The organism is Arthrobacter jiangjiafuii, assembly GCF_018622995.1.
GTDB classification, from domain to species: Bacteria; Actinomycetota; Actinomycetes; order Actinomycetales; family Micrococcaceae; genus Arthrobacter_B; species Arthrobacter_B jiangjiafuii.
Map to the genome: position 1 here is coordinate 20,598 of NZ_CP076022.1, position 24,748 is coordinate 45,345.

Annotated in this window: 25 protein-coding genes, 1 tRNA gene and 1 pseudogene; 10 read left to right on the forward strand and 17 right to left on the reverse strand. The window is 66.0% G+C overall.

Features of this window, described 5'->3' with window-relative positions:
- Positions 1-4: 4 nt before the first annotated feature.
- The 6 genes from KKR91_RS00105 to KKR91_RS00130 are packed head-to-tail and all read right to left on the reverse strand — an operon-like array spanning position 5 to position 7,414.
- The gene (locus KKR91_RS00105; protein WP_210227093.1) at positions 5-1,795 is read right to left on the reverse strand and encodes a protein kinase domain-containing protein; all 1,791 of its coding nucleotides are present in this window, start codon (positions 1,793-1,795) and stop codon (positions 5-7) included.
- Entirely contained in the window at positions 1,792-3,246 is a 1,455-nt protein-coding gene (locus KKR91_RS00110; RefSeq protein ID WP_210227091.1) for a peptidoglycan D,D-transpeptidase FtsI family protein, read from the reverse strand. Before KKR91_RS00110 ends, KKR91_RS00105 begins: the two co-directional genes overlap by 4 nt.
- Positions 3,243-4,667, reverse strand: a complete 1,425-nt coding sequence (locus tag KKR91_RS00115; protein ID WP_210227090.1) for an FtsW/RodA/SpoVE family cell cycle protein — start codon at positions 4,665-4,667, stop codon at positions 3,243-3,245. Before KKR91_RS00115 ends, KKR91_RS00110 begins: the two co-directional genes overlap by 4 nt.
- Positions 4,667-6,157, reverse strand: a complete 1,491-nt coding sequence (locus KKR91_RS00120; RefSeq protein WP_210227089.1) for a PP2C family protein-serine/threonine phosphatase — start codon at positions 6,155-6,157, stop codon at positions 4,667-4,669. Before KKR91_RS00120 ends, KKR91_RS00115 begins: the two co-directional genes overlap by 1 nt.
- Before the next feature lie 43 nt (positions 6,158-6,200).
- A complete protein-coding gene (locus KKR91_RS00125; protein WP_420481411.1) occupies positions 6,201-6,686 on the reverse strand; it encodes an FHA domain-containing protein FhaB/FipA in 486 nt (161 codons plus the stop codon).
- Entirely contained in the window at positions 6,686-7,414 is a 729-nt protein-coding gene (locus KKR91_RS00130; protein WP_210227088.1) for an FhaA domain-containing protein, read from the reverse strand. Before KKR91_RS00130 ends, KKR91_RS00125 begins: the two co-directional genes overlap by 1 nt.
- Positions 7,415-7,841: 427 nt before the next feature.
- On the opposite strand from KKR91_RS00130, the gene KKR91_RS00135 reads away from it, so the two are divergent.
- Positions 7,842-7,924 (forward strand) — tRNA-Leu (locus tag KKR91_RS00135).
- Between the two features lie 122 nt (positions 7,925-8,046).
- On the opposite strand, the gene KKR91_RS00140 is transcribed toward KKR91_RS00135, so the two are convergent.
- A complete protein-coding gene (locus KKR91_RS00140) occupies positions 8,047-8,463 on the reverse strand; it encodes a DUF5997 family protein (RefSeq protein ID WP_210227087.1) in 417 nt (138 codons plus the stop codon).
- Positions 8,464-8,538: 75 nt separating this feature from the next.
- On the opposite strand from KKR91_RS00140, the gene KKR91_RS00145 reads away from it, so the two are divergent.
- A complete protein-coding gene (locus KKR91_RS00145; RefSeq protein ID WP_210227085.1) occupies positions 8,539-9,306 on the forward strand; it encodes a LysR substrate-binding domain-containing protein in 768 nt (255 codons plus the stop codon).
- 45 nt (positions 9,307-9,351) lie between these two features.
- A complete protein-coding gene (locus KKR91_RS00150; protein ID WP_210227084.1) occupies positions 9,352-9,729 on the forward strand; it encodes a VOC family protein in 378 nt (125 codons plus the stop codon).
- A gap of 25 nt (positions 9,730-9,754) precedes the next feature.
- Here the strand turns inward: KKR91_RS00150 and KKR91_RS00155 are convergent, their stop codons facing one another.
- From KKR91_RS00155 to KKR91_RS00170, 4 genes are all read right to left on the reverse strand, one after another.
- Positions 9,755-11,494 (reverse strand): cation:proton antiporter, encoded by a 1,740-nt coding sequence (locus KKR91_RS00155; RefSeq protein ID WP_210227083.1) that lies wholly within the window; start codon positions 11,492-11,494, stop codon positions 9,755-9,757.
- 54 nt (positions 11,495-11,548) lie between these two features.
- Positions 11,549-12,322 (reverse strand): metal-dependent hydrolase, encoded by a 774-nt coding sequence (locus KKR91_RS00160; protein WP_237686122.1) that lies wholly within the window; start codon positions 12,320-12,322, stop codon positions 11,549-11,551.
- A 174-nt stretch (positions 12,323-12,496) separates the two neighbouring features.
- The gene (locus KKR91_RS00165) at positions 12,497-13,897 is read right to left on the reverse strand and encodes a GntP family permease (protein WP_210227082.1); all 1,401 of its coding nucleotides are present in this window, start codon (positions 13,895-13,897) and stop codon (positions 12,497-12,499) included.
- Between the two features lie 70 nt (positions 13,898-13,967).
- Complete coding sequence (locus tag KKR91_RS00170) at positions 13,968-14,486, reverse strand: gluconokinase (RefSeq protein ID WP_210227081.1); 519 nt, start codon at positions 14,484-14,486, stop codon at positions 13,968-13,970.
- 195 nt (positions 14,487-14,681) lie between these two features.
- Between KKR91_RS00170 and KKR91_RS00175 the strand changes: the two genes are divergently transcribed.
- Positions 14,682-15,410, forward strand: coding sequence for a FadR/GntR family transcriptional regulator (locus tag KKR91_RS00175; protein ID WP_210227079.1), 729 nt, complete (start codon positions 14,682-14,684; stop codon positions 15,408-15,410).
- A 114-nt stretch (positions 15,411-15,524) separates the two neighbouring features.
- On the opposite strand, the gene KKR91_RS00180 is transcribed toward KKR91_RS00175, so the two are convergent.
- Positions 15,525-16,022 (reverse strand): Dps family protein, encoded by a 498-nt coding sequence (locus tag KKR91_RS00180; RefSeq protein WP_210227078.1) that lies wholly within the window; start codon positions 16,020-16,022, stop codon positions 15,525-15,527.
- 177 nt (positions 16,023-16,199) lie between these two features.
- Here KKR91_RS00180 and KKR91_RS00185 point away from each other — a divergent pair, with 177 nt between their 5' ends.
- Positions 16,200-16,766, forward strand: a complete 567-nt coding sequence (locus tag KKR91_RS00185) for an SRPBCC family protein (RefSeq protein WP_210227077.1) — start codon at positions 16,200-16,202, stop codon at positions 16,764-16,766.
- 28 nt (positions 16,767-16,794) lie between these two features.
- Here KKR91_RS00185 and KKR91_RS00190 read toward each other — a convergent pair whose 3' ends face one another.
- Together KKR91_RS00190 and KKR91_RS00195 are read right to left on the reverse strand one after the other, a co-directional pair.
- Positions 16,795-18,282 carry an FAD-dependent oxidoreductase gene (locus KKR91_RS00190; RefSeq protein WP_210227076.1) on the reverse strand — a complete coding sequence of 496 codons (1,488 nt, stop codon included), beginning with the start codon at positions 18,280-18,282 and terminating at the stop codon, positions 16,795-16,797.
- A gap of 24 nt (positions 18,283-18,306) precedes the next feature.
- Positions 18,307-18,411 (reverse strand): annotated as a pseudogene (locus tag KKR91_RS00195) (SDR family oxidoreductase); the annotation flags it as partial.
- Between the two features lie 165 nt (positions 18,412-18,576).
- Between KKR91_RS00195 and KKR91_RS00200 the strand changes: the two are divergent.
- The 5 genes from KKR91_RS00200 to KKR91_RS00220 all read left to right on the forward strand — a co-directional run bounded on the left by KKR91_RS00200 (position 18,577) and on the right by KKR91_RS00220 (position 22,538).
- A complete protein-coding gene (locus tag KKR91_RS00200; protein ID WP_210227074.1) occupies positions 18,577-19,038 on the forward strand; it encodes a DUF4383 domain-containing protein in 462 nt (153 codons plus the stop codon).
- Positions 19,039-19,151: 113 nt separating this feature from the next.
- Complete coding sequence (locus KKR91_RS00205; RefSeq protein ID WP_237687431.1) at positions 19,152-20,192, forward strand: acyl-CoA dehydrogenase family protein; 1,041 nt, start codon at positions 19,152-19,154, stop codon at positions 20,190-20,192.
- Positions 20,186-21,538, forward strand: a complete 1,353-nt coding sequence (locus tag KKR91_RS00210; RefSeq protein WP_210227073.1) for a bifunctional PIG-L family deacetylase/class I SAM-dependent methyltransferase — start codon at positions 20,186-20,188, stop codon at positions 21,536-21,538. Before KKR91_RS00205 ends, KKR91_RS00210 begins: the two co-directional genes overlap by 7 nt.
- 3 nt (positions 21,539-21,541) lie before the next feature.
- Complete coding sequence (locus KKR91_RS00215; RefSeq protein WP_210227072.1) at positions 21,542-22,243, forward strand: glycosyltransferase family 2 protein; 702 nt, start codon at positions 21,542-21,544, stop codon at positions 22,241-22,243.
- Positions 22,244-22,298: 55 nt separating this feature from the next.
- Positions 22,299-22,538, forward strand: a complete 240-nt coding sequence (locus KKR91_RS00220; RefSeq protein ID WP_210227071.1) for a DUF2630 family protein — start codon at positions 22,299-22,301, stop codon at positions 22,536-22,538.
- A gap of 49 nt (positions 22,539-22,587) precedes the next feature.
- Here the strand turns inward: KKR91_RS00220 and KKR91_RS00225 are convergent, their stop codons facing one another.
- From KKR91_RS00225 to KKR91_RS00235, 3 genes are read right to left on the reverse strand one after another with little or no spacing between them, the layout of a single operon-like run.
- Complete coding sequence (locus tag KKR91_RS00225; protein ID WP_210227069.1) at positions 22,588-22,848, reverse strand: hypothetical protein; 261 nt, start codon at positions 22,846-22,848, stop codon at positions 22,588-22,590.
- Positions 22,849-22,851: 3 nt separating this feature from the next.
- The gene (gene ku, locus KKR91_RS00230) at positions 22,852-23,766 is read right to left on the reverse strand and encodes a non-homologous end joining protein Ku (RefSeq protein ID WP_210227068.1); all 915 of its coding nucleotides are present in this window, start codon (positions 23,764-23,766) and stop codon (positions 22,852-22,854) included.
- 9 nt (positions 23,767-23,775) lie between these two features.
- Entirely contained in the window at positions 23,776-24,726 is a 951-nt protein-coding gene (locus KKR91_RS00235; RefSeq protein WP_210227067.1) for a hypothetical protein, read from the reverse strand.
- Positions 24,727-24,748 lie beyond the last annotated feature (22 nt).

A 24,748-nucleotide genomic window follows, 5' to 3' on the forward strand; every position in this document is an offset into this window, starting at 1 on the left:
TTTCCTACCCGCCGGGTGGGGCGATGGGAGTCGCCGAGGGAGCGGTCACGGACGGGTTGGGCTGGGTCGTCTGACCTTGCGAGATGAAGTAGGTGACGGTTCCACCCTCCTGCAGCACTGACCCTTCGGCGGGGGTGACTACAGTGACGGTGCCCGCCGGTCGTGAAGACGGCTCGGGTCCGCCGTTGACCGGAGTCAGGCCGGCGGCCCTGATGGCCTGCTCGGCCTGTGCCGCGGTAAGGCCCACCAGACCTGACGGAACGGTGATTTCCTGAACCTCAGGGCCGGTGGAATAGATGATCGTGACTGCGTCTCCGCGGGACAGGACGCCCACTGGATTCACGTCAATGACGGTATCCACGGGAACGTTGTCATCCGGAACCGGAACCCGGTTGACGGACAGACCGAGGTTAATGAGTTCGGCCTGGACCTCATTGACGTTCCGTCCCTGATAGGCGGCAGCGTTAAGGGTGATTTCGTTGGGATCCACGGTGGGGGCCGCGGATTCCTCCTCTGTGGGCGCCGCCGACGGCGTCCTGCTGGGGGTGGGGCTGGCGCTCTGGCTGGTCTTGGTCGCCGAGGGAGAGGGCACCGGGTCATTGTCGTCGTTGTTCCCGGTGAGCAGGAACGCTGCGACGGCAGCGCCGATGATGAGGAACAGCAGCACAATCAGGGGAATGAGCCACGGGTTGCGCCGCTTGCCGTCCGTGCCGTCGTCGTCGCCCGTGTCATCAGTGTCGTCCACGTCCTCATCGGTCCAATCGCGGGACGCGGCCAGTTCGTCGTCGGCTGCGTTGCCGGCAACGGATGCCCCGGCCACGGTGGGCAGGGCCGAGGTGGTCGGTGCAGAGTTGACGACCCTGGTCGCCGAGGTTCCGGCCGTGGGTATGGGCGAGGTGACCGTGTCGGTGAGGGCAGTGGCCTGCCCGTCGCCGAAGAGCAGCATGCCGGGTACGGCCTGCTCGGCGGCCTGGATGTCGCCGCGGCGGATTGCGGCCACCGCGCGGGCCAGGGCTTCAGCGTCGGCCGGGCGGTCGGCCGGATCCTTGGCCAGCATGGACATGATGAGGGCGCGGACGGGCACCGGGATGCTCTCGGGCAGCGGCGGCGGGGTGTCGTTGACCTGGGCGAGGGCGATGGCGATCTGGGACTCGCCCGTGAACGGCCGGGTTCCGGCCAAAAGCTCATAGCCGATGACGCCCAGGGCGTAAATGTCGCTGGAACCGGTGGCCTGCTGGCCGGTGGCCTGCTCCGGCGCCAGGTACTGGGCAGTACCCATCACCTGCCCGGTGGCGGTCAGCGGAACCTGGTCGGCAAGGCGGGCGATGCCGAAGTCGGTGATCTTGACCCGGCCGTCCGGCAGGATCAGCAGATTGCCGGGCTTGACGTCGCGGTGCACCAGGCCCTGCTTGTGGGCCGCGGCGAGGGCTGTTGCGGTCTGCCCGATGATGGACAGCGTCCGGTCGGGTGTGAGGCTCTTGTCCCGTTCGATGATCGAGGACAGCGGCAGGCCCGGAACGAGCTCCATCACCAGATAGGCAGAGCCCTCTTCCTCGCCGTAGTCAAAGACGTTGGCAATGCCCTCATGGTTCAACAACGCGGTGTGGCGCGCCTCAGCCCGGAACCGGTTCAGGAAGCCCGGATCGCCGGTGTACTCCTCCTTGAGGATCTTAATGGCAACAATGCGGCCCAGGACAAGGTCCCGTGCCTTCCAGACTTCACCCATACCGCCGATGGCGATACGGTCAGTCAGCTGGAATCTGCCGCCTAAGGTGATACCCGATGTAGGCCTCACTTATTCAACACCGCCTCTAGGAGTTTCTTCGCGCTTGGAGTGGTCAGTTGGGATCCGGTGGCCAGGTCCACGTCTTCCATGACGATGGAAATGGCCACTTGTGGGTCGTCGGCCGGTGCAAAACCAGTGAACCAGGCGTTGTCGCCCCTGTTCTCCACTTCGGCGGTGCCGGTCTTGCCGGCAACCTTGAAGCCAGGAATCTGCGCCGCGGAGGCGGTGCCGTTGTTCACGACACCCACCATCCAGTCGGTGAGCTGGCGGGCGGTGTCCGGGCTGACGGAGGTATTCAGGACCTCCGGCTTCGGCTCGTCGATAATCGACAGGTCGGCGGCACGGACGTTGCGGATCAGGTTGGGGGTCATCTGCACGCCGTTGTTGGCGATGGCAGAGGACATCATGGCGATCTCCAGGGGAGTTGCCGTGACGGAGTACTGGCCAATGGAGGCCTGCGCCAGCTGGGCCTGATCCATCCCGGTGGGGAAGCCGCTGGCCACCACCTTGTCGATGCCGCGGTCGGGAAGATTCAGTGCGGTGTTGAAACCGAACTTCTCCGCCTGCGAGGCAATCGTGTCCTCACCGAGCTCCCAGGCAATCTGGGCAAAGACGGTGTTGCAGGACTGTTCCAGGGCAAAACCGATGGTGGCTTCGGAGCGCGCTCCGCAATTTCCGCTGGTGTAGTTCGGCAGGGAAATATTGGTACCCGGCAGCGGCAGCGAGCTCGGATTGTCGATGAGCGATTCGGTGTCGTAATCGCCCGACTCCAGTGCCGCTGCCGCGTCAACCAGCTTGAACACCGAACCCGGGGCCAGCAGTGACTCGGTTGCCGCGTTGCGGTAGGGCGAGAGGCCCTCGACCGTGAGCAGTTCCTGCATGTTGGCTTCCACCACTTCGGTGTCATGGACGGCCAGCAGGTTGGTGTCATAGCTGGGCTTGGACACCATGGCCAGGATGTTGCCCGTCTTGGGTTCGATCATGACGATGGAGCCGCGCTGCCCGTCCGGAATCAGGTCGTAGGCCAACTGCTGCAGGTCGGGATCGATGGTCAGTTCCACGGATGCCCCCTGCGGCTGGCTGCCCGACAGCAGCTGCACCAGGTGGTCGAAGAGCTGCTGGTCGCTGTTGCCCGTGAGCTGGTCATCCATGACCCGCTCCAACTGGCTGCTGCCGCTGACAAGGGAGAAATACCCGGTCAGCTGGGAGTAGAGCTCCGGCTTGTTGTAGACCCGCTGGAAGTTGAACTGGTCATCCGACGGCACGGACTCGGCGATCGGAACGCCGTCCACCAGGATGGAGCCGCGGTTCTGGCCGAAGTTCTGGTAGATGCTGCGGTTATTGTTCGGATCCGCATTGAGTTTATCGGCGGAAAAGAACTGGACGTAGGTCAGGGACCCGAGAATGAGGACGAACATGGACAGGGCTACGATCCAGCTGTTCCGGATGGCTTGATTCATGCGCCGCGTACCTCCTGTTCCCTCGGTTGCGTTTTGCGTTGGACTGATCCCACGGGTGACTCCTGCATGGCCGGCACCATCGGTCCGGTCAGCGGCCCGGTGGCCGCCGGCCTGCGTGCGGCTTCGGAGATGAGCAGCAGCAGCGCGACGATGATCCAGTTAGCCAGCAGCGATGATCCGCCGGCGGACATAAACGGTGTGGTGAGCCCGGTGAGGGGAATCAGGCGGGTGACCCCGCCGATGACCACGAAGCACTGCAGTGCGATGGTGAAGGACAACCCGCAGGCCAGCAGCTTCCCGAATCCGTCACGGGTGCCCAGGGCGGCACGGAATCCTCGGGATACCAGCAGGACATAGAGCAGGACGATCGCGAAGATGCCGAATAGGCCCAGTTCCTCGCCCAAAGCAGCGATGATCATGTCAGAGTTTGCGTACTGGACCAGGTCCGGCCGGCCCTGGCCTAGGCCGGTGCCGGTGAGGCCGCCGCTGGCGAGCCCGTACAGGCCCTGGACCACCTGGTAGCTTCCCCCTATCCGGTTGTATACCTCCGGATCAAAGGCGTTCAGCCAGCCGTCGATCCGCATGGCGACGTGGCTGAACAGCTGCATGGCGACCAGGCCGCCGCCGGCGAGCAGTGCAAGGCCGATGAGGACCCAGCTGACGCGGCTGGTGGCGACATAGATCATGGCCATGAACAGACCGAAGAACAGGATGGAGGAGCCGAGGTCGCGCTGGAACACGAGCACTCCGATGCTGACGATCCAGGCCGCAACCATGGGTCCGAGGTCCTTCAGCCGTGGCAGCTGCAGCGGGCCGACCTTGCGCCCGGCCAAGAGGATCAGGTCCCGGTTGGTGGATAGATACCCCGCGAAGAATATAGCCAGCGTGATCTTGGCGATTTCTCCGGGCTGGAAGGTACCGCTGCCGACGTTGATCCAGATCCTGGCACCGTTGATTTCGATGCCCAGCGGCGTCAGGGGCAGCAGTAGCAGGATGGCGCTGACAATGAGGGAAATGTAGGTGTAGCGGCGCAGGATCCGGTGGTCCTTGATCAGGAACAGGACGGCAACGGCTGCAGCGACGGCTACGGCACTCCAGAGCAGCTGCCGGTCGGCGAACGTGCCGTTCTCACCCATCGGGATGTCCAACCGGTGGATCATGGCCAGGCCGATGCCGTTCAACGCCGTGACAATGGGAAGTATTACCGGGTCGGCATATTTAGCCCTGAAGCGCAGGACGATATGGAAAACCAGGACCAGTCCGACCAGGGTGGCTCCCTGGGTCCAGAAATCCCGGTCGAAGGCCTCGTCCTGGTCCAGGCCGACAATGAAGTTCGCGCCGATCCCCACGCCGAGGGCCAGCAGCAACAGGACAGCCTCAATGTTGCGCCTGGACTTGGGAACTGTCAGTACATCGGACACTACTGCGCTCCTCCACATTCAGCCGGATCTACAGCTTGCGCTGCGGCCGTGGGACTATCCGAAGCCGAGGCCGATGGCGCAGGGGTTGACCCGGCCGCAGGGGTGGCAGGAGCATCGGGGCCGCAGCCGCTTACGCGCGCGGTTCCGCGGAGGTCCTCCACGATCTGTTCGGCATGGAGCAGGTCCTTCGCGGGAATGGTGCCTTCAACCCGGTTACGTTGGTACTCCGGCAGGCTGTCCACCGGGATATCGGTCTGCTCCGTGACATCGGAGAGACGGATGGGGCCCAGGGACTGGGACACCCCGTTGTAGATGGCGACCTTGTTGTCCGCGGTGCCCACGTAGTAACGCGTCTGGGTCCAGGTGTAGCCAACCCATAGGACTGCAGCCAGCAGGACGGTGATCAGTGCCAGGATGGCCGGGACCAGCCAGCGGCGGCGCTGCTTGGCCTCCGGCTGCTCGATGGCAGGCTCGGTTTCCGGATCCGCTTTATGGGTCAGCGTCCGTGCTGCGCGGCGTTCGGCGGAGCGCTTGGTCACGATGGGAATCTGTCCGGTCTGGGTTGCGAGCGAGGCGGCACCCACCAGGACGTGCGGGCGCGAGGACAGGTCCTGCCGGATCAGCTCCGCGCGGGCGGGCAGTTCGTCGTCGGCTTCGTCCCCGTCGGAACCGGATCCCGGCTCACTGGCGGCCAGGGAGTCGGTGGCGCCGGCTGCAGCCGGCTGGGCAACCGCGGCCGGCAGGACCGAACCGCCGGAAGCGGGCAGGCGCGGTGCGGCCGGTTCGGCCGGAGTCACGGAGTCGTCGGACACCTCGGAGATTTCCAGGACGGCGACGGTGACGTTGTCCGGTGACCCGCCGGCCAGGGTGAGCTCCACCAGGATGTCGACGCACCGCTGCAGGTCAGCCGTTTCCCGCAGGACGGTTTCAATGTCGGAGTCGCGAAGGACTGCTGTCAGTCCGTCGGAGCACAGCAGCCACTTCTCGCCCGGCTCGACCTCGAAGGTGGCCAGATCGAGTTCGGGGCTGGCGTCGACGTCGCCCAGGACGCGCATGAGGACGTTTTTGTGCGGATGGGTCTCAGCCTCGTCGGGGCGCAGCCTGCCTTCGTCAATGAGCCGCTGCACGAAGGTGTGATCGATGCTGATCTGTTCGAAAACGCCGTTTTTCAGCCGGTAGGCACGCGAGTCGCCGATGTGGGCGAAGGCGAACCGGTTGCCGTTCAACAGCAGGGCGGTGACGGTGGTTCCCATTCCGGACAGCTGAGGGCTGGTCGTCACCAGTTCGGAGAGCAGGGAGTTGGCAGCCTGGATTTCGTCGGCGAGGACAGTGAGTGGCTCGTCGTCGTGCGTTCCGCTGTCCAGATGGACCAGATCCAACACGGTCGACGCGGAGGCAACGTTGCCGCCGGCGTGCCCGCCCATGCCGTCGGCGACTACGGCGAGGTACCGGCCCACGTAGGCGGAATCGTCGTTCTTAAGACGAACCATGCCTACGTCGGACCGTGCTGCGTAGTTGAGCACCAAAGCCACGTTATGGCCTCAGCTCAAGGACAGTCTTGCCGATGCGGATGGGTACTCCGGGTTCCACGGGCAGGGCCCGGGTCAGCTGGCTGCCGCCAAGGAAGGTTCCGTTGGTTGAGCCGAGGTCCTCAATGAACCAGCGGCTGCCCTGCGGGAACAGGCGCGCGTGGCGCCCCGAGGCGTAGTCGTCGTCCAGGACCAGGGTTGCCTCTTGGGCGCGGCCGAGCAGGATCGGGCTCGAGGCCAGTTCCAGGACGGTGCCCCGCAGCGGCCCCTCGGTCACCACGACCTGGCGGGCGGGAACTTTCGCAGGAGCCGGGGCCTGCTTTTCCAGCTCGGGATTCTTGCGGATCTGCCGGGCGCTGGGTGTGCCTGTACGGTTCCGGCTGCCCACCACGAGGTCCCGCCGGATGGCGCCAACGATGCTGAGCACCATCAGCCACAGCACGATGAGGAACCCGTAACGGAACAGGGTTACCAATAGCTCATCTGCCACTAACGTCCCCCGGTCCGAACCGGAAGGAGCCGGAAGGTGATGCGGGTGCGGCCCATGGCAATAGTGGAACCATCCGTAAGATCTGCTTCCCCTTGTACTTTCAGGCCGTTGACGAAGCTTCCGTTCGTGGAACCAAGGTCGATGGCGCGGCTGGCACCGTTTTCGGTGCGGATTTCCAGATGCCGGCGGGAAACGCCGGTGTCATCAACGAGGATATCGGCCTCGGAGGACCTGCCCAGCACCACGGACGGTGCGTTGAGTGAATACCGCTGGCCGTCGATGTCCAGTACGGGCTGCATGCGGGAGGGTCCCCTGCCCGGTGCCGGCGGTGCGGCCTGGCGTGGTGCCGGGGCGCCCGCCTTCTCCATGGCGGAATCAACCTCAAGGGCTCCGGCCTTCAGCGCCGGGTCCCGGGTGAAGGAGACCCGGACGGGCCCCTGCAGGGTGTACGACTGGCTGCGGGCGTGTTTGATGACGACGTCGCAGAGCTCCTCGGCCAGGGGTGCACCCCATTCCTGGGCGCGCTTAAAGTCGGCGTCGGAAAGCCGGGCAGTGAAGACGTTGGGCGCCAGGGTGCGGCCCTGGCCCACGGTGTAGGAACGCTCATCAAGCTCGCGCCGCAGCGCAATGGCGAGCTCGAGGGGCTCCACGCGCCCGGAGGAGCCCGTGGAGAAGGCACCTCGCACTACTCTTTCGATTCCGCGTTCGACGTTATCGAGCAAGCCCATGTTCGCCTCCTTCCCTAAATCCTTATCTGACCGGAACATCCCGGGTGGTCCCTGGTTTGATCCCTGCCGCTGGCTGCCCGGGTTATGCCGGTCAGCCGCAGAGGCAATCCGGACAGCACCAAGTCAGGCCAAGGTATACAGGTCCACTTCGATAGTACTGGTGACTCCTGATAAATGTCTTAACGCTCCGTCGGCGCTGCGCAGCCGCAGTACGCCGCTCCCTTTGTTCCCGTGCCTCGGGTGGAACTGCCGGCCGAGGCACGGTGGGCGGCCAAAATCCGCGCAACTGCAGGGGTTTTAGCCAACAGATCCGGGCGTTTAGGTGTTTGGGCAAAATGTGGGTATGCTTGATTCTGCTGTTCCCGAGGAATTGAGATGCAAGCGGTCATCGAGACCAAACGCACACTCACCACGGGAAACCATTTTTGCGCGAGTGGCGGAACGGCAGACGCGCTGGCTTCAGGTGCCAGTGTCCGAAAGGGCGTGGGGGTTCAAATCCCCCCTCGCGCACAATATAGAGTCACCCCGGTTGATCCAACCGGGGTGATTTTTTTATGCCTGCACACGGTGATGTGCCCGCGGATCCGGCCGGCGCGGGCAGCGCAGGCCGGAATCCCGGCGGTGGTGCGGTTTTAGGCCTGGGGCTTGGCCCGCTGGGCCTGCTCAGCCTTGCGGGCCTTCTTTGCTTCAGCTTCCTTCACGCGCTTGGCTTCCTCGCGGACGGCGGCGAAGCTGGCACGCTCTTCCACGAGCCAGGCCGGCGGTGCGGCCAGCAGGGCAGTGATTTCGGCAGTGGTGAGCGCTTCGGTGATGCCGGAGCGGCTGAGTCCGCTGATGGAGATGTTCAGCTTCTGGGCCACCACGGGGCGCGGGTGGGGACCGGTGCGGCGCAGTTCGACCAGCCATTCGGGCGGATTGGACTGCAGCTCGTCGAACTGGGCCCGGGAGATAGGCCCGTCCTGGAACTCCTGCGGGGCGGCAGGCAGGTAGATGCCCAGCTTCTTGGCTGCCGTGGCAGGTTTCATGGATTGGGATTTCTCGGAAGTCATCTAACAAGGGTATCCGGCGCACGGACCGGACCGCGGCGGGAAGTTGGGGCGGGCGGCCTGGGCTAACCTGAAAAGGTGCCAACAGATGCCCCCCGCCGCCAGAAACCCGCAGCCCGTCCCCTGACGATGGCCTATGTTCCAGGCGTAACGCCCGGCAAATGGATCGGCCGGTGGAATGAGCGGCAGGGCCGCGAGCTGGATTCGTACCAGTGCCCCGAGGATACGGCCCTGGCCGACCTCAGGGCAGGCCGCGCTGACGTGGTGTTTGTGCGGATCCCCGACGAGGGCTATGTCCGTCCGGCTGACGTGAGCGTGATTTCCCTCTATGAGGAGCGCCCGGTGGTGGTTGCCGCGAAGGACCACGCCGTGGCCGCGTTCGACGAACTGGACGCAGCGGACCTCTCCGACGAGAACCTGCTGGACTTGCAGGAGCTGGGAGGCGCCGACGTCGGTATGGAAGTGGTTGCCTCCGGTGCGGGACTGCTGGTGCTGCCCATGGCCGTCGCCAAGCTGTACTCGCGCCGCGACGTGGTGGCCCGCCCCCTCACCGGAACTCCGGGCACCCGCATTGCCGTGGCCTGGATGGAGGGCTCGGAGGATCCGGGCATCGAGGAGTTCGTGGGGATTGTCCGGGGACGCACTGCCAACAGCTCGCGCCAGCCCTCGGTGCAGGCGGAGCAGAAGACGACGGCGCGCCAGCGGACGAAGGAACGCCAGAGCAGGAGCGGCGCTGCTGCAGCCGGGAAATCCACTGCGAAGCCGGGGCGCTCCGCCGGTAAAGGGAGCGCCGCCAGCAAGGGTAAGGCAAACCGCAAGGGTGGCAAGCCGCGGGGAACCCGCTAGAAAATTCTCGGGCGGGTCCGACCCTGCACACGGTAGCCTTCGCTCATGCGCGTAAAAATGAGCAGCATCCACGTTATCGACCCTGCCCTGGCCTTCGACTTCTACACCACCACGCTGGGCTTTGAACCGCTGATGGTCATGCCTGACTACAACCTGTTCATTGTCCAGGCCCCGAATATCCCTGACGGTCCGGGCCTGTTGCTGGAACCCAGCGACCACCCCGCTGCCCAGGCGTACCGGAGCGCCCTATATGACGAGGGGATGCCCGCCATCGTGTTCGGCGTGGACGATGTGGCAGCGGAAATGGAGCGGCTCAGCGCCCTCGGCGTCCGCTTCACCGGGCCGCCTGCCACCGACGCGATGGGAACCCAGGCCGTGTTCGACGACGGATGCGGTAACTACATCCAGCTGCACCAGGACTAGCGCCGCGGGCCGACCCGCGAAGGGCCTAGCGTTCGCCCAGCCGCGGCTTCAGCCTTGACTCTTCCAGGTCCAGCAGCCGCTGTGCATCGCCCAGCGTCCGCGAGGGGTAGTGCCCCTCCCGGCGTGCCAGCAGCAGCGCCTCACGCTCGGCGTCGACGACGGCGCGCCGCAGCTCGCGGTACTGCAACTGCGGGGTGGGGCTGGTGCCGATCCCCAGGGCCTTGACCCGTTCCCAGGCCAGCTCGCTGCGCAGGAAGGTGCTCTGGCGCACCCGTTCGACCACGTCCGGATCCACTTCCGCATCCTGTCCCAGGCAGGCGGGGGGATCCTCCAGGATCTTCAGCCCGGCGTCGCTGATCTGGTCGAGCAGGGTGGCCAGGTTGCGCTGGTCCTCCGCGGCGTTCACCCCGCGGACCCCCAGGATCCGGATCACCCAGGGGAGGGTTCCGCCCTGCAGCAGCAGCGTCACCACAGCCACGGTAAAGGCGATCAGGACCAGCTGCTCACGGTAGGGGGTGGCGTCCGGCAGGGACTGCGCCGCGGCCAGGGTCACCACGCCGCGCATGCCGGACCAGCTGATCACGAGGCCGCCGCGCCAGTCCAGGCCTTCGGCGCGCAGTTGCCTGATATCGGCCGTGCGGCGCCGGTAAAGGTCTTCCCTGCGGTCGGCCCGGCGCCTGCTGCGTTCGTTTTTGGGGCCCTGTTCATTCAGCCGGTCCAGGGCGGCGCGGAACCGGTTCGTTCGCCGCTCTTGATAGCCGACCTTGGCGCGCAGCAGCAGGATCAGCGGTCCCATCCAGACGAAGCGGATGAGGATCAGCAACAGAGCCACGGCCAGTCCGATTCCCACGGATTCGCCCACGCTCAGCAGGGACTGATCAACGTTTTCCACCAGGTAGCGGATTTCCAGGCCCATGAGCAGGAAAACGCCGTTTTCCAGCAGGAACTGGACGGTGTGCCAGTTGACGCTGTCATTGATCCGCGCCTGGGCGCTGAAGGCCGCCCCGCTGCGGTGTCCGGTGTAGAGCCCGGCAACCACCACGGCCAGCACACCGGAGGCATGCATTTCCTCCGCCGGAATAAAGGCCAGGAAGGGCACCACAAACGAAATGGCAGTATCCAACACCGGATCGTGGAGCTTCGAGCGGATATAGACCGTTGCGACGCCCACCACCAGGCCGACGGTGACGGCGCCCACGACGGCGAATCCGAAGTCCGCGACCCCATCCCAGATACTGGACATGCCGCCGGCGCTGAAGGCAATTGCCGACCGCAGCAGCACCAGGGCGGTGGCGTCGTTGACCAGTCCCTCGCCTTCGAGCACGGTCACCAGCCGCGGCGGCAGGCCGAGCTTCTTCCCGATGGACGTGGCGGCAACGGCGTCGGGCGGGCTGACCACGGCGCCCAGGGCGACGGCGGCGGCCAGATCCAGGTCCGGCAGCAGGATGTACAGCAGCAGGCCGGTGGCAAAAGCGGAGAACAGCACCAGGAAGACGGACAGGCTGGAGATGGCGCCGAAGTTCCGCCGGAAATCCACCACCGGGACATTGACCGCCGCGGCGTAGAGCAGGGGCGGCAGCACTCCCATGAGGATTACCTCATGCGGAACCGTGAACGTCGGCAGGCCCGGTAAATAGGACAAGCCCAGGCCGACCACCACCAGGATCAAGGGCGCGGCAATGCCGAGCCGCTTGGAAAAGGCGGCGACCGTGACAATGACAGCCACGCCGATGACAGCAAAGAGGGCTAGTTCCACAACCTTCATTATCGTTCACAACCGTGAACGACTTAAATCCTGTCCAGCAGCCGGACGCTGCCGTCAGGCGGCCGCCCACTGGGTCAGGGTGAGGAACGCCGCATGCGCCACGCCGTAGATCGCATAGACCGTCACCGGCACCATCAGCGCCCATTCGCGCCAGGAACCGGCTGCGCCGATGAGGGGGAGCGACATGCATCCGCTGCTGCGCCAGAGCTTATTCAGGACGGGCATTCCCGCCAGGGAGCGCGGGCGCTTGATCCGCAGCGGCCACAGGATCATGACACCCTGATGGGTCAGCAGGTCACCGAGGATGTGCACGGCAACGCCCAGCCCCACCGCCACCGGCAGCCAGTCGTTGTTCTCCGGGGCGTAAACGGCAATGAAGCCGGACAGCCCCAGGGCCAGCAGCCAGCTGCGCACCGGCCCGCCTGCGATCTTGAGCGCTTTCAGCGCAAATCCCATCAGGAGCACGGAGAGCAGGCCGGCTCCCACGGCCACGGAGCCGAAAACCGGTACGACGGCAGTGACCTGCCCCAAGGCCGTCGACAGCGCGACAAACACGGCGAGTCCGAGCAGGGAATGCGTGCCCCGGCGGTGGCCACCGCTGATCTGCTCGGTGATGCGGGCCAGGATTTTCGTGACCGGGGGCAGCGAATGGGCGATGGTTCCGCTGTGGTGGTCCAGATCCGGAAGCAGTGCTGCTCCCGCTGTGAGCAGCGCTCCGGTGACCACACCAAGGGGCGTGACCGGATACCAGCCAAGGGCATGCGGTGCGGTTGAAGCGACGGCAATCCAGGCTGCGGCGCCTGATGCTGCGTGATGACCACCCATCATGGTGCGTGGGGTCCTTCCATAGGGCGGTGGTAACACCGAAAATTTCGTAACTTCTTATGCTTTCATGCCCTTCTGACACTCCAGGAACAGGGGAGCACTCGCCGGGAACAGGGAGCCCCGGACACAACGGCGGCGGGGCACCCGCAAAGGCGCCCCGCCGTCGTCGTGCGTTGGTTAGGCCAGGGAAGCCAGTCCGAAGGCCAGCGCGGCCAGGGCGAAGCCCATGACGCCGATCAGGGTCTCCAGCACAGTCCAGGTTTTCAGCGTGGTTTTCACGTCCATGCCCATGAACCGGCCCACGAGCCAGAAGCCGGAGTCGTTGACGTGGCTCACGACAACCGAGCCGGCAGCCACCGCGAGCACCATGGTGGCGGTCTGGACGGTGTTGTAGCCGGCTTCCATGACGCCCGGGGCGATCAGGGCTGCAGCGGTGGTCAGTGCCACCGTGGCCGAGCCCTGGGCGATGCGCAGGATGGCGGCAATGAGGAAGCCGGCCAGGATCAGGGGAACGCCCAGGTCGCTGAGCACGGAACCCAAGGCGTCGCCGATGCCCGAGGTGCGCAGCACGCCGCCGAACATGCCGCCTGCACCGGTGATCAGGATGACCGAGCAGACCGGGCCCAGGGCGGATTCCAGGACCTTCTCGATGGCGGTCTTGGATTCCCCGCGACGGGTCCCCAGCACCACGCAGGCCACCAGCAGGGAAATCAGCAGCGCCACCGGCGTTTCGCCGAGCGTGCGCAGGAAGGCGAACCAGGGCTGCCCGGCTGCTTCGGCGGAGATGACGCCGGCCGAGGCCAGGGTATTCAGGCCGGTGTTGAGGAAGATCAGGATCAGGGGCAGCAGCAGTACGGAAACCACGGTGCCGAACTTCGGCGGGTTCTTGATCTCGTCGCCATCGATCTCACCGAGCACGGCAGGCACCGGCAGGACGAACTTCTTTCCGACCCACAGGCCGAACAGGTAGGAGGTGATGTACCAGGTGGGCAGGGCGATGACGAGGCCCAGGAGAAGGACGACGCCGATGTTGGCTTCGAAGAACCCCGAGGCCGTGACGGGGCCCGGATGCGGGGGTACAAAGACGTGCATGACGGAGAAGGCGCCCGCGGCAGGGAGGCCGTAGCGCAGCACTCCGCCGCCCAGGCGGCGGGCAACGGAGAAGATGACCGGAAGCATGACCACAAGGCCGGCATCGAAGAAGATCGGGAAGCCGAAGATCAACGAGGCGACGCCGAGCGCGAGCGGTGCCCGCTTCTCACCGAAGACCCGGATCAGGGTCTCGGCCAGGACCTTGGCTCCGCCGCTGGTCTCCACCAGCCGGCCGAGCATGGCGCCGAGGCCGACAAGCAGGGCCACGGTGGCCAGTGTCGAGCCGAAGCTGCCGGTGAGGACGGTGACGATGCTGCTGGTCGGGATTCCGGTGGCAAATGCGGTCAGCAGGCTGACCAGGATCAGCGAGACAAACGCGTGCAGGCGCAGTTTCAGGATCAGGAACAGCAGAAGCGCTATGGCTCCGGCCGCGATCAGGAGGAGGGGGCCCGCACCGAGGGTTTGGGACCAGCCTTCAATTGTCATGGGTGTAGCTCCGTCGCTAAGGGTGTTGCTGCGGCGCCAAGGGCGGCCGCACGGGTGGTGAATGGGCGGTTCAGTTGGCGGGCAGGTTCAGCCGGGTCAGGATTTCCGAGACGATGTCGCCCGGCGGCTTGAGGATGTCGACGACGACGCCCTGTTCGTCCTCCGCCAGCGGTTCCAGCGTGCTCATCTGGGACGGCAGCAGCGAGGCAGGCATGAAATGCCCGCTGCGGGTCTTCATGCGTTCGCCCAGTACTGCTGCGTCGCCGTTGAGGTGGACAAAGTGGACGTCCCCGGAGGCGGTGGCCAGCACATCCCGGTAGGAGTGCTTAAGGGCCGAGCAGGTGACGATGGTGGAGCGGCCGTTTTCAGCCTGTGTGTCCATCCACTCGCGGATGGAGGCGAGCCACGGCCAGCGGTCTTCATCGGTCAGCGGGGTTCCGGAGGACATCTTCGCGATGTTGGACTCCGGGTGAAATTCATCGGCCTCGGCTGCGATCCATCCCAGGTGCTCGGAGAGCAGCGTGGAAATGGTGGTCTTGCCGGAACCTGAGACACCCATGATGACGAGGTGCTGGGGGGTGGGACTCATGTGATCTCCTGTGGACGCCGTTGTCGCCGGAAGTGGGCCGGCCCCCTCCGAAGTAAATCTTCTGGACAAAGGTATCACCATATAAGTGATTGATAACACCAATGCGGCATTAGGCTTGGCGGTAATAGATCTAGGTCGCTGCCGTCCCCTGGCGAGGGCTTTCCGTAGGGAAATGCCCTCCTGAAGGATCGGCGCATGGGGAGAAAGGCGGGCATCGTGCAGGACAGTGCGCCGCGGCCGGCGGCTACCGTAATGAACGGCGCGATCATCAACACCCTTGGGGTGCGGATCGTTGCCGGAACCCTGCAGCCCGGTGACCGGCTGACGCTGGATGGCCTGCAGGCGGAATTTGGTGTTTCCCGGACCGTGGTGCGGGACTGCATGCAGATCCTGGAGTCGATGAACCTGGTGTATTCCAAGCGGCGGATCGGCATCGTGGTCCAGGATGCCTCCAGATGGAACGTCTTTGATTCGCGGATTATCCGCTGGCGGTTGGCCGGCGAGCAGCGGGACGCCCAGTTCCGGACGCTCACGGAACTGCGGGTGGCGGTGGAGCCGATCGCTGCGGCCGGCGCGGCCCGGCATGCAGAAGAAGATGACCGGGCGGCGCTGGTGGAACTTGCCGCACGGATGAGGCTGCTGGGGGAGGCGGGCCGGCTGGAGGATTTCCTCGCGGCGGACATTGCCTTCCATACGCTGCTGCTGCGCTCCAGCGGCAATGAGATGTTCGCATCCCTGGACGAAGTTGTCGCCGAGGTACTCACCGGTCGTACCCAGCAGGGGCTGATGCCTGAACATCCGCGGGAGGTGGCACTGCGGGGCCACGAGTGCGTGGCCCGGGCCGTGGCGGACGGCGACGGCGCCGCAGCCATGGAGCAGATGGCCGCGCTGATGGAGGAAGTCCGGACCGCCGTCGTCGGCTAGGGCGCCCGGTCGGCCGGGGCATTCGGAACAGCAAAACGGCCGGCCCCTTGGTGCAGGATGACCTGCACGGAAAGGACCGGCCGGAGACCGCCGGTTATCGGCGGGGCACGGGGATCAGAGGGTCGGCTGGGAGTTGGCGTTGTCCGGCGTCGTGACCGAAGCGGTGGGCTTGATGTTCTCGGCGTTGACCATCCAGGCGTACTGCTCCAGCTTGCTGATGAAGCCGTGCAGGATGTCTGCGGTGGTGGGATCTTCCTCGTCCACCTGGTCGTGCACATCCCGCATGGTTCCCACAGTTGCCTTCAACAGGGCAACGGTCAGGGTGACGGTGTCCTTGGTGTCCACGAGCCCGGCCGGGAACGGCGGCAGCGAGGTACCTTCGGCGACGGCCACGCTGCGGCCGTCCGGCACGGCTTCCAGGGCGCGCATGCGCTCGGCCAGCTCATCGGCGAACAGCCGGGCGTCGTCGATGATTTCGTCAAGCTGCAGGTGAAGGTCGCGGAAATTCTTGCCCACAACATTCCAATGCGCCTGCTTGCCCTGCAGGTGCAGTTCGATAAGGTCCACCAGGACCGACTGCAGGTTTGTGGTCAGTTCTTTAGAAGCCTTCATGTTTCCTCCAATGTTGAGAAATATGTTGACGAAGGATGCCTGTTGCTTTCGCCGCAGCCATCAACCTAAGCAAGCTTACCTTCTGGTTGAAGTCGGTGGGTCCGTTGGGTAGCGTGAGGGGCCCGGGCGGAAGCCGTGCCGGGCCAAATGCTTGATCCGACTACCGGAGGGACCTTCATGACCACCGTAGAAGAATCCATTGACGTAGCAGTTCCCGTGTCCACGGCGTACAACCAGTGGACGCAGTTTGAATCATTTCCGCAGTTCATGGGCGGCGTTGAATCCATTACCCAGACCTCTGAAACCTCCAATCACTGGATCACCAATATCGGCGGAGTGGAGCGGGTATTCGACACCGAAATCACTGAACAGCACCCGGATGAGCGTGTGGCCTGGAAGAGCACCGACGGGACCTCGCACGCCGGGGTTGTAACCTTCCACCGCCTCAGTGACACCGACACCCGGGTCAGCGTGCAACTGGATTGGGATCCGGAGACCTTCATCGAGAAGGTCGGTTCCGTTGTCGGTGCCGATGACCGCCAGGTCAAATCGGACCTCAAGCGCTTCAAGGCGTTCATTGAGGGTCTTGGCGCGGAGACCGGCTCCTGGCGCGGGAACGTGGACGCGCCGCCCACAGCCTCCGCACCCACCACCTCCACCTCCACCTCCGGCCTGGCCGCGGCGCCGGAATCCGATCCGGCCATGGACGATCCGGAGTCGGGCGGCCCGCGCGCCGGGTTCTAGCCGGGGCAGGCAGGCGGGCCGCCGGCCGTCAGGGTTTCTCCAGGCCCCTGACGGCCGGACCTTCCAGCAATTCGCCGTCGGCAGCAAAGCGCGAGCCATGCAGCGGACAGTCCCAGGAGGCTTCGGCGTCGTTCCAGGAGAGCACCCCGCCAAGGTGCGGGCAGACCGCCGACACCCGGGACGTCTTGCCTCCCACCGTGCAGATGCCTACTGGCTTGACGGATCGCCGGACGACCATGCCCTGGCCCTCGGGCGGGGCGCCATCCTCCGTGCCGGTCATTGCCGAGGCCCAGCCGGCAATCATCTCCAGCCCCACCTCTGCGTTGTCCCGCACCACAGTCAGGGCGTCGCGGGGGGAAAGCCGTGATTCGTAGTAGCGCTCCAGCGGAGCGCCTGCATCCTCCGCCGGTGCGATCTCCCCGCTGACGACCAGGGCCGCTGCCACCGCGTTTGCCATTCCCCACTTGTTGAAGCCGGTGGCAGCGAAGATATTTCCCTCCCCCAGCGGTATTCGCCCTACATAGGGCAGGCCTGCCGCCGGCTCATAGTCCTGCGCGGACCAGGAGTAGGCCGGGGGCGCCACCGGGAAATGGTCGACCGCCCAGGCCGCCAGATCATCCACCAGCGCCTGGGGATGGGGATGGCGCCCGACGGCGTGCCCGTTGCCGCCCGATATCAGGTACTCGGTGCCGCCCACCCGGGCCGTGCGCAGCGACCTGGACGGCGAGTCAATGGAAAGGTACATGCCCTGCGGAACGCCGCCCTGAACCGGATGGGCCATGGCATAGGAGCGCAGGGGCAGCAGTCGGGCGAAGTAACCACCGCGGTCCAGGACCGGAATGCCGGTGGCCAGGACCAACTGCCGGGCAAACACCGAGCCGGAAGCAGTCAGAACCTGGACCGGGTGTTCCGGAGACTTGCGGGTCCCCGTCACCCTCACACCCTCGACCAGTGTTCCGCCGGCAGAGCGGAACTCCGCAGCCAGCGCCGCGAGGGCCTGCAGCGGATGGATCTGCACCTGGCCTGCCAGTTCCAGGGCACCGGTCACGGCGAAGGGCAGCTCGGTGTCGCGGGTGAGGCGCACCTCGAGGCCGGCGGCCAGGCTGGCGGCGAGTTCGCTTTCCAGGATCTGCCGGCCCTGGTCGGACACCGCATAGGTATAGGCGGTGCGGATGTCATGGTCGATCCCATGCTGGCGGCAGAAATCGAGCAGCCAATCCTGTCCGGCGCGGTTGGCCCGGACGTAGCCGCGCGTTGCATCGGGTCCCTGATGTGAGGAAATGCTGGAAAGCCGGGTGCCCTGGAGCAGGGAAACCTTGGCGGTGGTGTTGCCTGAGGTCACCGCTCCCACGTGGCGGGCCTCCACCACCAGCACTTTCTGTCCCCGCCGGGCCAGCAGCAGGGCCGTGGTGAGGCCGGTCAGGCCCGCCCCGGCCACCACGGTGTCATAGGAGATGCCGGGCGAGAAGGGATCGGTGGCTATGGACGGCGCGCTGGCGAGCCAAAGGGATTCCATTTAGGCCTCCAGTCAGTCGGCAGAGGTAGTACCGACATCCATGCCGGCCTCCGCCAGTGCCACTGCTGTCGCCCGGCCAATACCGGAATCCGGACCGGTGACTATTGCAGTGAGGGGCGTGAAAACCATGGGCATTTCCTTCCAATTGGGTACTGGTAAGCATGCTTCCCATGATGTGGTGATTGTGCAACAGTTGAAGAAGCATTCACTACGGGGAATATACGCATTGACCACCAGCACCAGCCGCCGCTGCCGCGGCAGGTCAGCCAAACCGGCAAGGTAAAGGAGTCCATGATGTCCTATCCCGCCAGCGGCAGGTCACTGCGCCGCACCAACGCCCAACGGGCCTCCTGGTATTTCGGCCTCGTTTTTATCGTGATCGGCGTTTTGGGTTTCGTCCCGGGAATCACCGGAAACTATGAGGCACTTTATTTCTCCGGCTATACATCCGAGGCGGTGCTGCTAGGGGTGTTCCAGGTGTCGATTCTGCACAACATCGTCCACCTGATCTTCGGTTTCCTCGGTTTGATCATGGCCAGAACCCACAGCCTGGCCCGGATCTACCTCATTGGCGGGGGAATCGTGTACCTGTTGCTGTTCATCTACGGCCTGATGGTTCCCCATCACTCAGAAAGCAACTTTGTCCCGGTGAACACTGCCGACAACTGGCTGCACCTGATCCTGGCCGTGGTCATGGTGGGTCTGGGCCTGATTTTCGGCAAACGTCCGGCCACGGGGCGGACATCTACCGCGTAACTCCCCGCCAGCTCTCGAATAGGCTTCCCCCGCAACTGGCTGGTTAACTGGGTCCAAAGCTTTCGACACACCACGGGCAGGCTGACCACCGATCCCTGGGGGATGAGGACACGGTGGACAGCACATCTTTTCCGGCAGCGCTCATGGGATTCGGCGCGCAGGACGCGCCCGGGCTGCCGCAGCTGGCTACTGACGCGGCAGCGGTAAACGGTTCACCCGCCGCCGCCCTGGCCCTGGCTGAGCGGCTCGCCCCGGAGGCACCACTGCCCGGCCAGGGGGAGACCAGCCGGTTGTTCTCCATCCTGGCCGTGGTTGCCGCCGCCGACCTGACTGCAGCCCGCACGCTTGAACCCCATCTGGATGCCCTCGCCATATTGGAGCAGTCCGAAAGCCCGGCCGAACCCGGCAGCTGGGGTGTCTTCGCCGCAGAGGGCCAGGGAATGGTACTCAACGCCGAGCTGACCCCTGAGGGCTGGGAACTCTCCGGGCGCAAACCGTGGTGTTCCCTGGCCGGAAGCCTGGACTACGCAGTTGTCACGGCCCATACGGGTGCCGGCCGCCGCCGCGCCTTTGCCGTGGACCTCCGCCAGCCAGGTGTGCAACCGGTCCCGGGCACCTGGGTCAGCCGCGGACTGGCGGCAGTGGACAGCGGACCGGTGGACTTCAACCGTGCCCGGGCCCGCCCGGTAGGTGCGGACAACTGGTACCTCGAACGTCCGGGCTTCGCGTGGGGCGGGATCGGCGTGGCTGCCTGCTGGTACGGCGGGGCCGTCGGCGTGGCCCGCCGGATGTTCGCCGCAGCGCAGGATCGGGAGCCGGACCAGATTGCGCAGATGCTGCTGGGTAAGGCGGACCTGCGGCTGCAGGCAGCCCGTTCCGTGCTGGCGTCCGCTGCGGACCGGATTGATTCCGGCCGGGCCGATGGCCGCGACGGCGCCATCCTCGCGCAGCAGGTGCGGGGGATCGTGGCCGATGCCGGCGAAGAAGTCCTGATCCTGGCGGACCACGGCCTCGGGCCGGGACCGCTGGCACTGGAGGAGGAACACGCCCGGCGCACCGCCGACCTGCGGATCTACCTGCGCCAGCACCATGCGGAGCGCGACTATGCAGCCCTGGGCCGGGCCCTGCTGCAGGACGGCGGTGCTCCATGGTGAGCTTCAGCCACCTGGACGATTCCGTTCCGGAGTCTCACTGGGCCCGGCATCTGGCCGGCCGCAGCGTCCTGGACCTGGCGGACCTGTATCCGCACGGACCCGGACGACTGGTGGTCCTCGCCGCACATCCCGACGACGAGACCCTCGGCGCCGGCGGGCTGATCGCCACCCTGGCCGCCCGCGGCACGGCCATCGACGTCGTCGTCGCCAGCGCCGGCGAGGGATCCCACCCCGCGTCCCCCACCCTTACGCCGCACGAGCTGGCCGGCATCCGGAAGATCGAACTGCGCGACGCCGTCGCCCGGCTTGCCCCACAGGCACGGGTCCACTTCCTGGACCTGCCCGACGGCGGCCTCGCCCGGCACCGCAGCGCCCTCGATGCCGGTCTGGCGGCGGTTGTGGGACCAGCGGAACACACGGTGCTGGCCGCGCCCTGGCGCACCGACGGGCACACGGACCACGACACCGCCGGACTGGCCGCGGCCGCCCTGGCCCGGACGCGCGGCCTGCCGTTGCTGGAATATCCCGTGTGGCTCTGGCACTGGGGAACCCCGGACGACGTTCCCCGCGAGCTGGTGCTGCTGCCCCTGGGCGGCGCCGCGGCCGGCGCGAAGGCGGCAGCCATGGCGGCACACGTCAGCCAGGTGCAGCCGCTCTCTGAGGCGCCAGGCGACGAAGCACTGCTCAGCCCCGCCGTCCTGGCCCACTTCGAGCGGGACTTTGAGTCGTTCATCCTGACCCGCCCGCGCCGCCCCCGGGACGTTTTCGAGGACCTCTACCGGAGCTCGGCCGACCCCTGGCAGTTCGAAAGCAGCTTCTACGAACACCGCAAACGCGCCCTGAGCCTGGCCATGCTGCCGCGCCCGCACTTCGCCTCGGTGTTCGAACCTGGATGCTCCATCGGTGTTTTCACCGCGGAGCTGGCCGCCCGTGCCGACGCAGTCCAGGCCACGGACATCAGCGAACGTGCGCTGGCGCTGGCCCGCCGCCGGCTCGACGGCTCCCCGCATGTGCGTCTGGCGCAGGCCGCGGTGCCGCTGGACTGGCCCGAGGGCCGCTTTGACCTGGTGGTGGTCTCGGAGATCGGGTATTTCCTCCAGCCCAGTGAGCTGCATGAACTGGCTGACCGCACCGAGGCCGCACTGACCGACGACGGCGTGGTGCTGCTGTGCCACTGGCGCCACCCCAACGAGGGCTGGGAGCTGACCGGCGACCAGGTGCATGAGGTGTTCCGGGCCCGGGCCGGCCTGCAGGTGCTCGCCGAGCACTGCGAGGAGGACTTCCGGATCGATGTCCTGGCCCGCCCCGGAACGCCGTCCGTGGCCGCGCAGTCCGGGCTGCTCTGATCCATGCCCGTTCCCGGACAGCTCGCCGTCGTCATGCCGGTGCGCAACGAAGAGCAGCTGCTGCCTGCCGCGCTGTTGTCGGTGCGCGCTGCCGTCAGGTCCCTCCGGCAGCAGTGCGCAGCCCGATCGACGGTCACTGTGGTGCTGGATTCCTGCACCGATGGCTCGGCCGACGTCGTTGCCCGGCTGCAGCGCGACTGGTCATCGGAGCTTGACCTGCAGATCGTTGCCGGATCCTTTGGCACGGTCGGGGCTTCGCGTGCCGCCGGCATCGCCGCGCTGCCGCCGCTGCCCGGGTTGTGGATCGCCAACACCGACGCGGACACGGTGGTGCCTCCGAACTGGCTCTTCCAGCAGCACGCCCTGGCCGCTGCCGGATACGGCCTGGTGCTGGGCACGGCGGTTCCGGAGCCGGCGGACCTGAGCCGCGAGGAGTACGCGGCCTGGAAACGGCGGCACACGCTGGCCGAGGGGCACCCCCATATCCATGGCGCCAACCTGGGCTTCACTGCGGCTGCCTACCGCAAAGCCGGAGGGTTTGCGCCGCTGGCCGCCCATGAGGACGTGGATCTGGTAGCCCGGATCAAAGCCGCCGGTACTCCCTGGATTGCCACCGACCGGATCCGCGTGGTGACCTCTGGACGCCGCGACGGGCGTGCCCCGGAGGGATTCTCCCGCTACCTGAGCCAACTGCTTCGGGGCTGAGGGGTTGACGGTTCGGGTGCTGGCCGCGGGGCGGGCGGCTCGCTAGCGTAGGGATATGGACGGTACCGAGATTCAGCACCGCATTTCAGAACTCGTGCAGCAGGAACAGTCGCTGCGGGATGCCCCGGCGGGGGACCACCCGGAAGAGCGGCTGGAAAGGCTGCGCCGGGTGGAGGAGCAACTGGACCAATGCTGGGACCTGCTGCGGCAGCGCCGGGCCCGGGCGCATGCAGGAGAGGATCCCGACGAGGCCGAGGTCCGCCCCGCCCCCGAGGTGGAAGGCTACCGGCAGTAACTCCGGGCAGCTGCGCCGAGGAACAGCCCGGGTGACCCGCCGCGGAGAATCAGCCGCGCGGAAGGACTTCCCGGGCGAGGGCAGCCGCCCCCAGTGTGCGGCGGAACGGGCTGCGGCCGCTGCCGGTTTCCAGGATTGCCCAGAGGATGAAGGCCGCCTTGCTCAGGCCGCCCATGAGGTTCTGGTATTTCGGCGTGAGCGCCATCATCGCTGCCACCCCGAATCCTGCCGCGGCCAGGATCGGACGGTTGGGCGGCTCGATGATGCGGATTCGTCCGTTGCGGTCCCGGAAAAAGTTGGTGATGGCCATGGCCTAGGCGCCCTTCCTGGTTTTGGCGGCCGTCTTGCGGGCCGCCGGTTTCTTCTCCGCCGTTGCACTGTCCTTGCCCTTGGCGCCTGAGGACTTTGCTCCTCCGGAACCGGGCTTGGATCCGCCGGACTTCTTGTCCCGGTTCTTTTCCACGCTCCGGCGCAGGGCCTCCATGAGGTCCAGGACCTTGCCGCCTTCCTCTTCGGCCTCGGCGCCGAATGTTTCCTCGGTATCCAGGGACTCGCCCTTTTCCAGTTTCGCCTCGATCAGCGTCTTCAGCTGCTCCTGGTAGTCGTCGGTGAATTCCGCCGGATTAAAATCCGAGCTGAAGGAGTCCACCAACGCCGAGGACATCTCCAATTCCTTCGAACTGATCCGCACTTTTTCGTCCAGGGAGGGAAAGGATGCTTCCCGGACTTCGTCTTCCCAGAGCAGTGTCTGCAGGGTCAGGACGTTGTCCCGGACCCGCAGCGCTCCGAGCCGGCTCTTCTGGCGCAGTGAAAACTGCACGATGGCGGTCCGTTCGGTGTCCTCCAGCGTCCGCCTCAGCAGCACATAGGACTTGCTGGAGCTGGAATCCGGTTCCAGATAGTAGGTCCGGTTCAGCAGGATGGGGTCCACCTGCTCGCTGGGCACAAACTCGACCACTTCGATTTCGCGGCTTTTCTCCACCGGCAGCGAGGCAAGGTCCTCGTCGGTCAGCACCACGGTCTGTTCGCCGTCGTCGTACGCCTTGGCAATGTCCTTGTACTCCACCACCTCACCGCAGACCTCGCAGCGGCGCTGGTAGCGGATCCGTCCGCCGTCCTTTTCATGGACCTGATGCAGGCTGACATCGTGGTCTTCGGTGGCGGCATAAACCTTGACCGGCACATTGACCAGCCCAAACGCGATGGATCCCTTCCAGATGGCTCTCATGTGGTCCAGTCAACACCAAACCCCGGCGTCCGGGCCAGAGCGGTCCCGGGCCGGATCAGCGCGCGCCACTTCCTCGCCCATAACCCGGTAGAGGGCCGAATCGGTGAAGTAGGCACTGTGCGACGCCGGAAACGGATCACCCGACGCGGTCTCCACATCCCGGACCAGGGTGCCCGGTGCGGAAAAGACATCCTCGGCGCAAAAGGACAGCAGATCACGCTCATCCCAGAAATTCAGCCACGGAACGGGAACGTTCCCCGGCTTTCCCGGACCCAGATGGGCCAGTCCTCCCATCAGGTAGAGCCAAGGGCTTTGGGAGCCTGCGGTGACCAGTAAATCAACCCGCATTCCATCTGCGTCCCACTCCGGCCCGCTCAACAGGTCCACTGCAGCGACCCCGCCGAGGCTGTGGCCGAACAGGATGACCGGGGCATCCTGCGGGGCCATCCGCAGGGCATTGGCAATGACGGACCGGGCCTCGGCTCCACGGCTGAGGTAATAGATGATGCTGCGGGAAAAATCCGAAGCTGCACCGGTCAGCGGCACGCGCCGGTTTACCGCCGCATCGGTGACCAGTCCCAGCACCAACCGCTGCACACTGCCGGTCACCATGCGTTCTTCCGCAGCGGCCACGTCCGGGGCGGCGCCCGCCCCGGAACCAGGCGGCCAAGGCGTAGCTGCTGCGCTCAGCAGGTCCATCCCGGCAAGTGCCAGCCCCCGCCCGCCGTCCGGCCCCGGCAGCCCCGCGTCTGCGTCCTCCCGGTAGCGCGGCGGCAGGGCAGGCACCACACTGACAGCGGGGCCCGCCCCGGCAGCCCAGGCGACATTGCGCACCGTGTAACCGGCTAGGCCCGGCTCCAGAGCCATTTGTTCGCGGATGGTCTGGGCAGGAACAGGACCGGGGTCGCCGGTGCCCTGCAGGAAAACCAGGGTTCCGGCGGTGGGGGATGCAGGGCTCATACCGGCCTTTCCGGTCCGGACC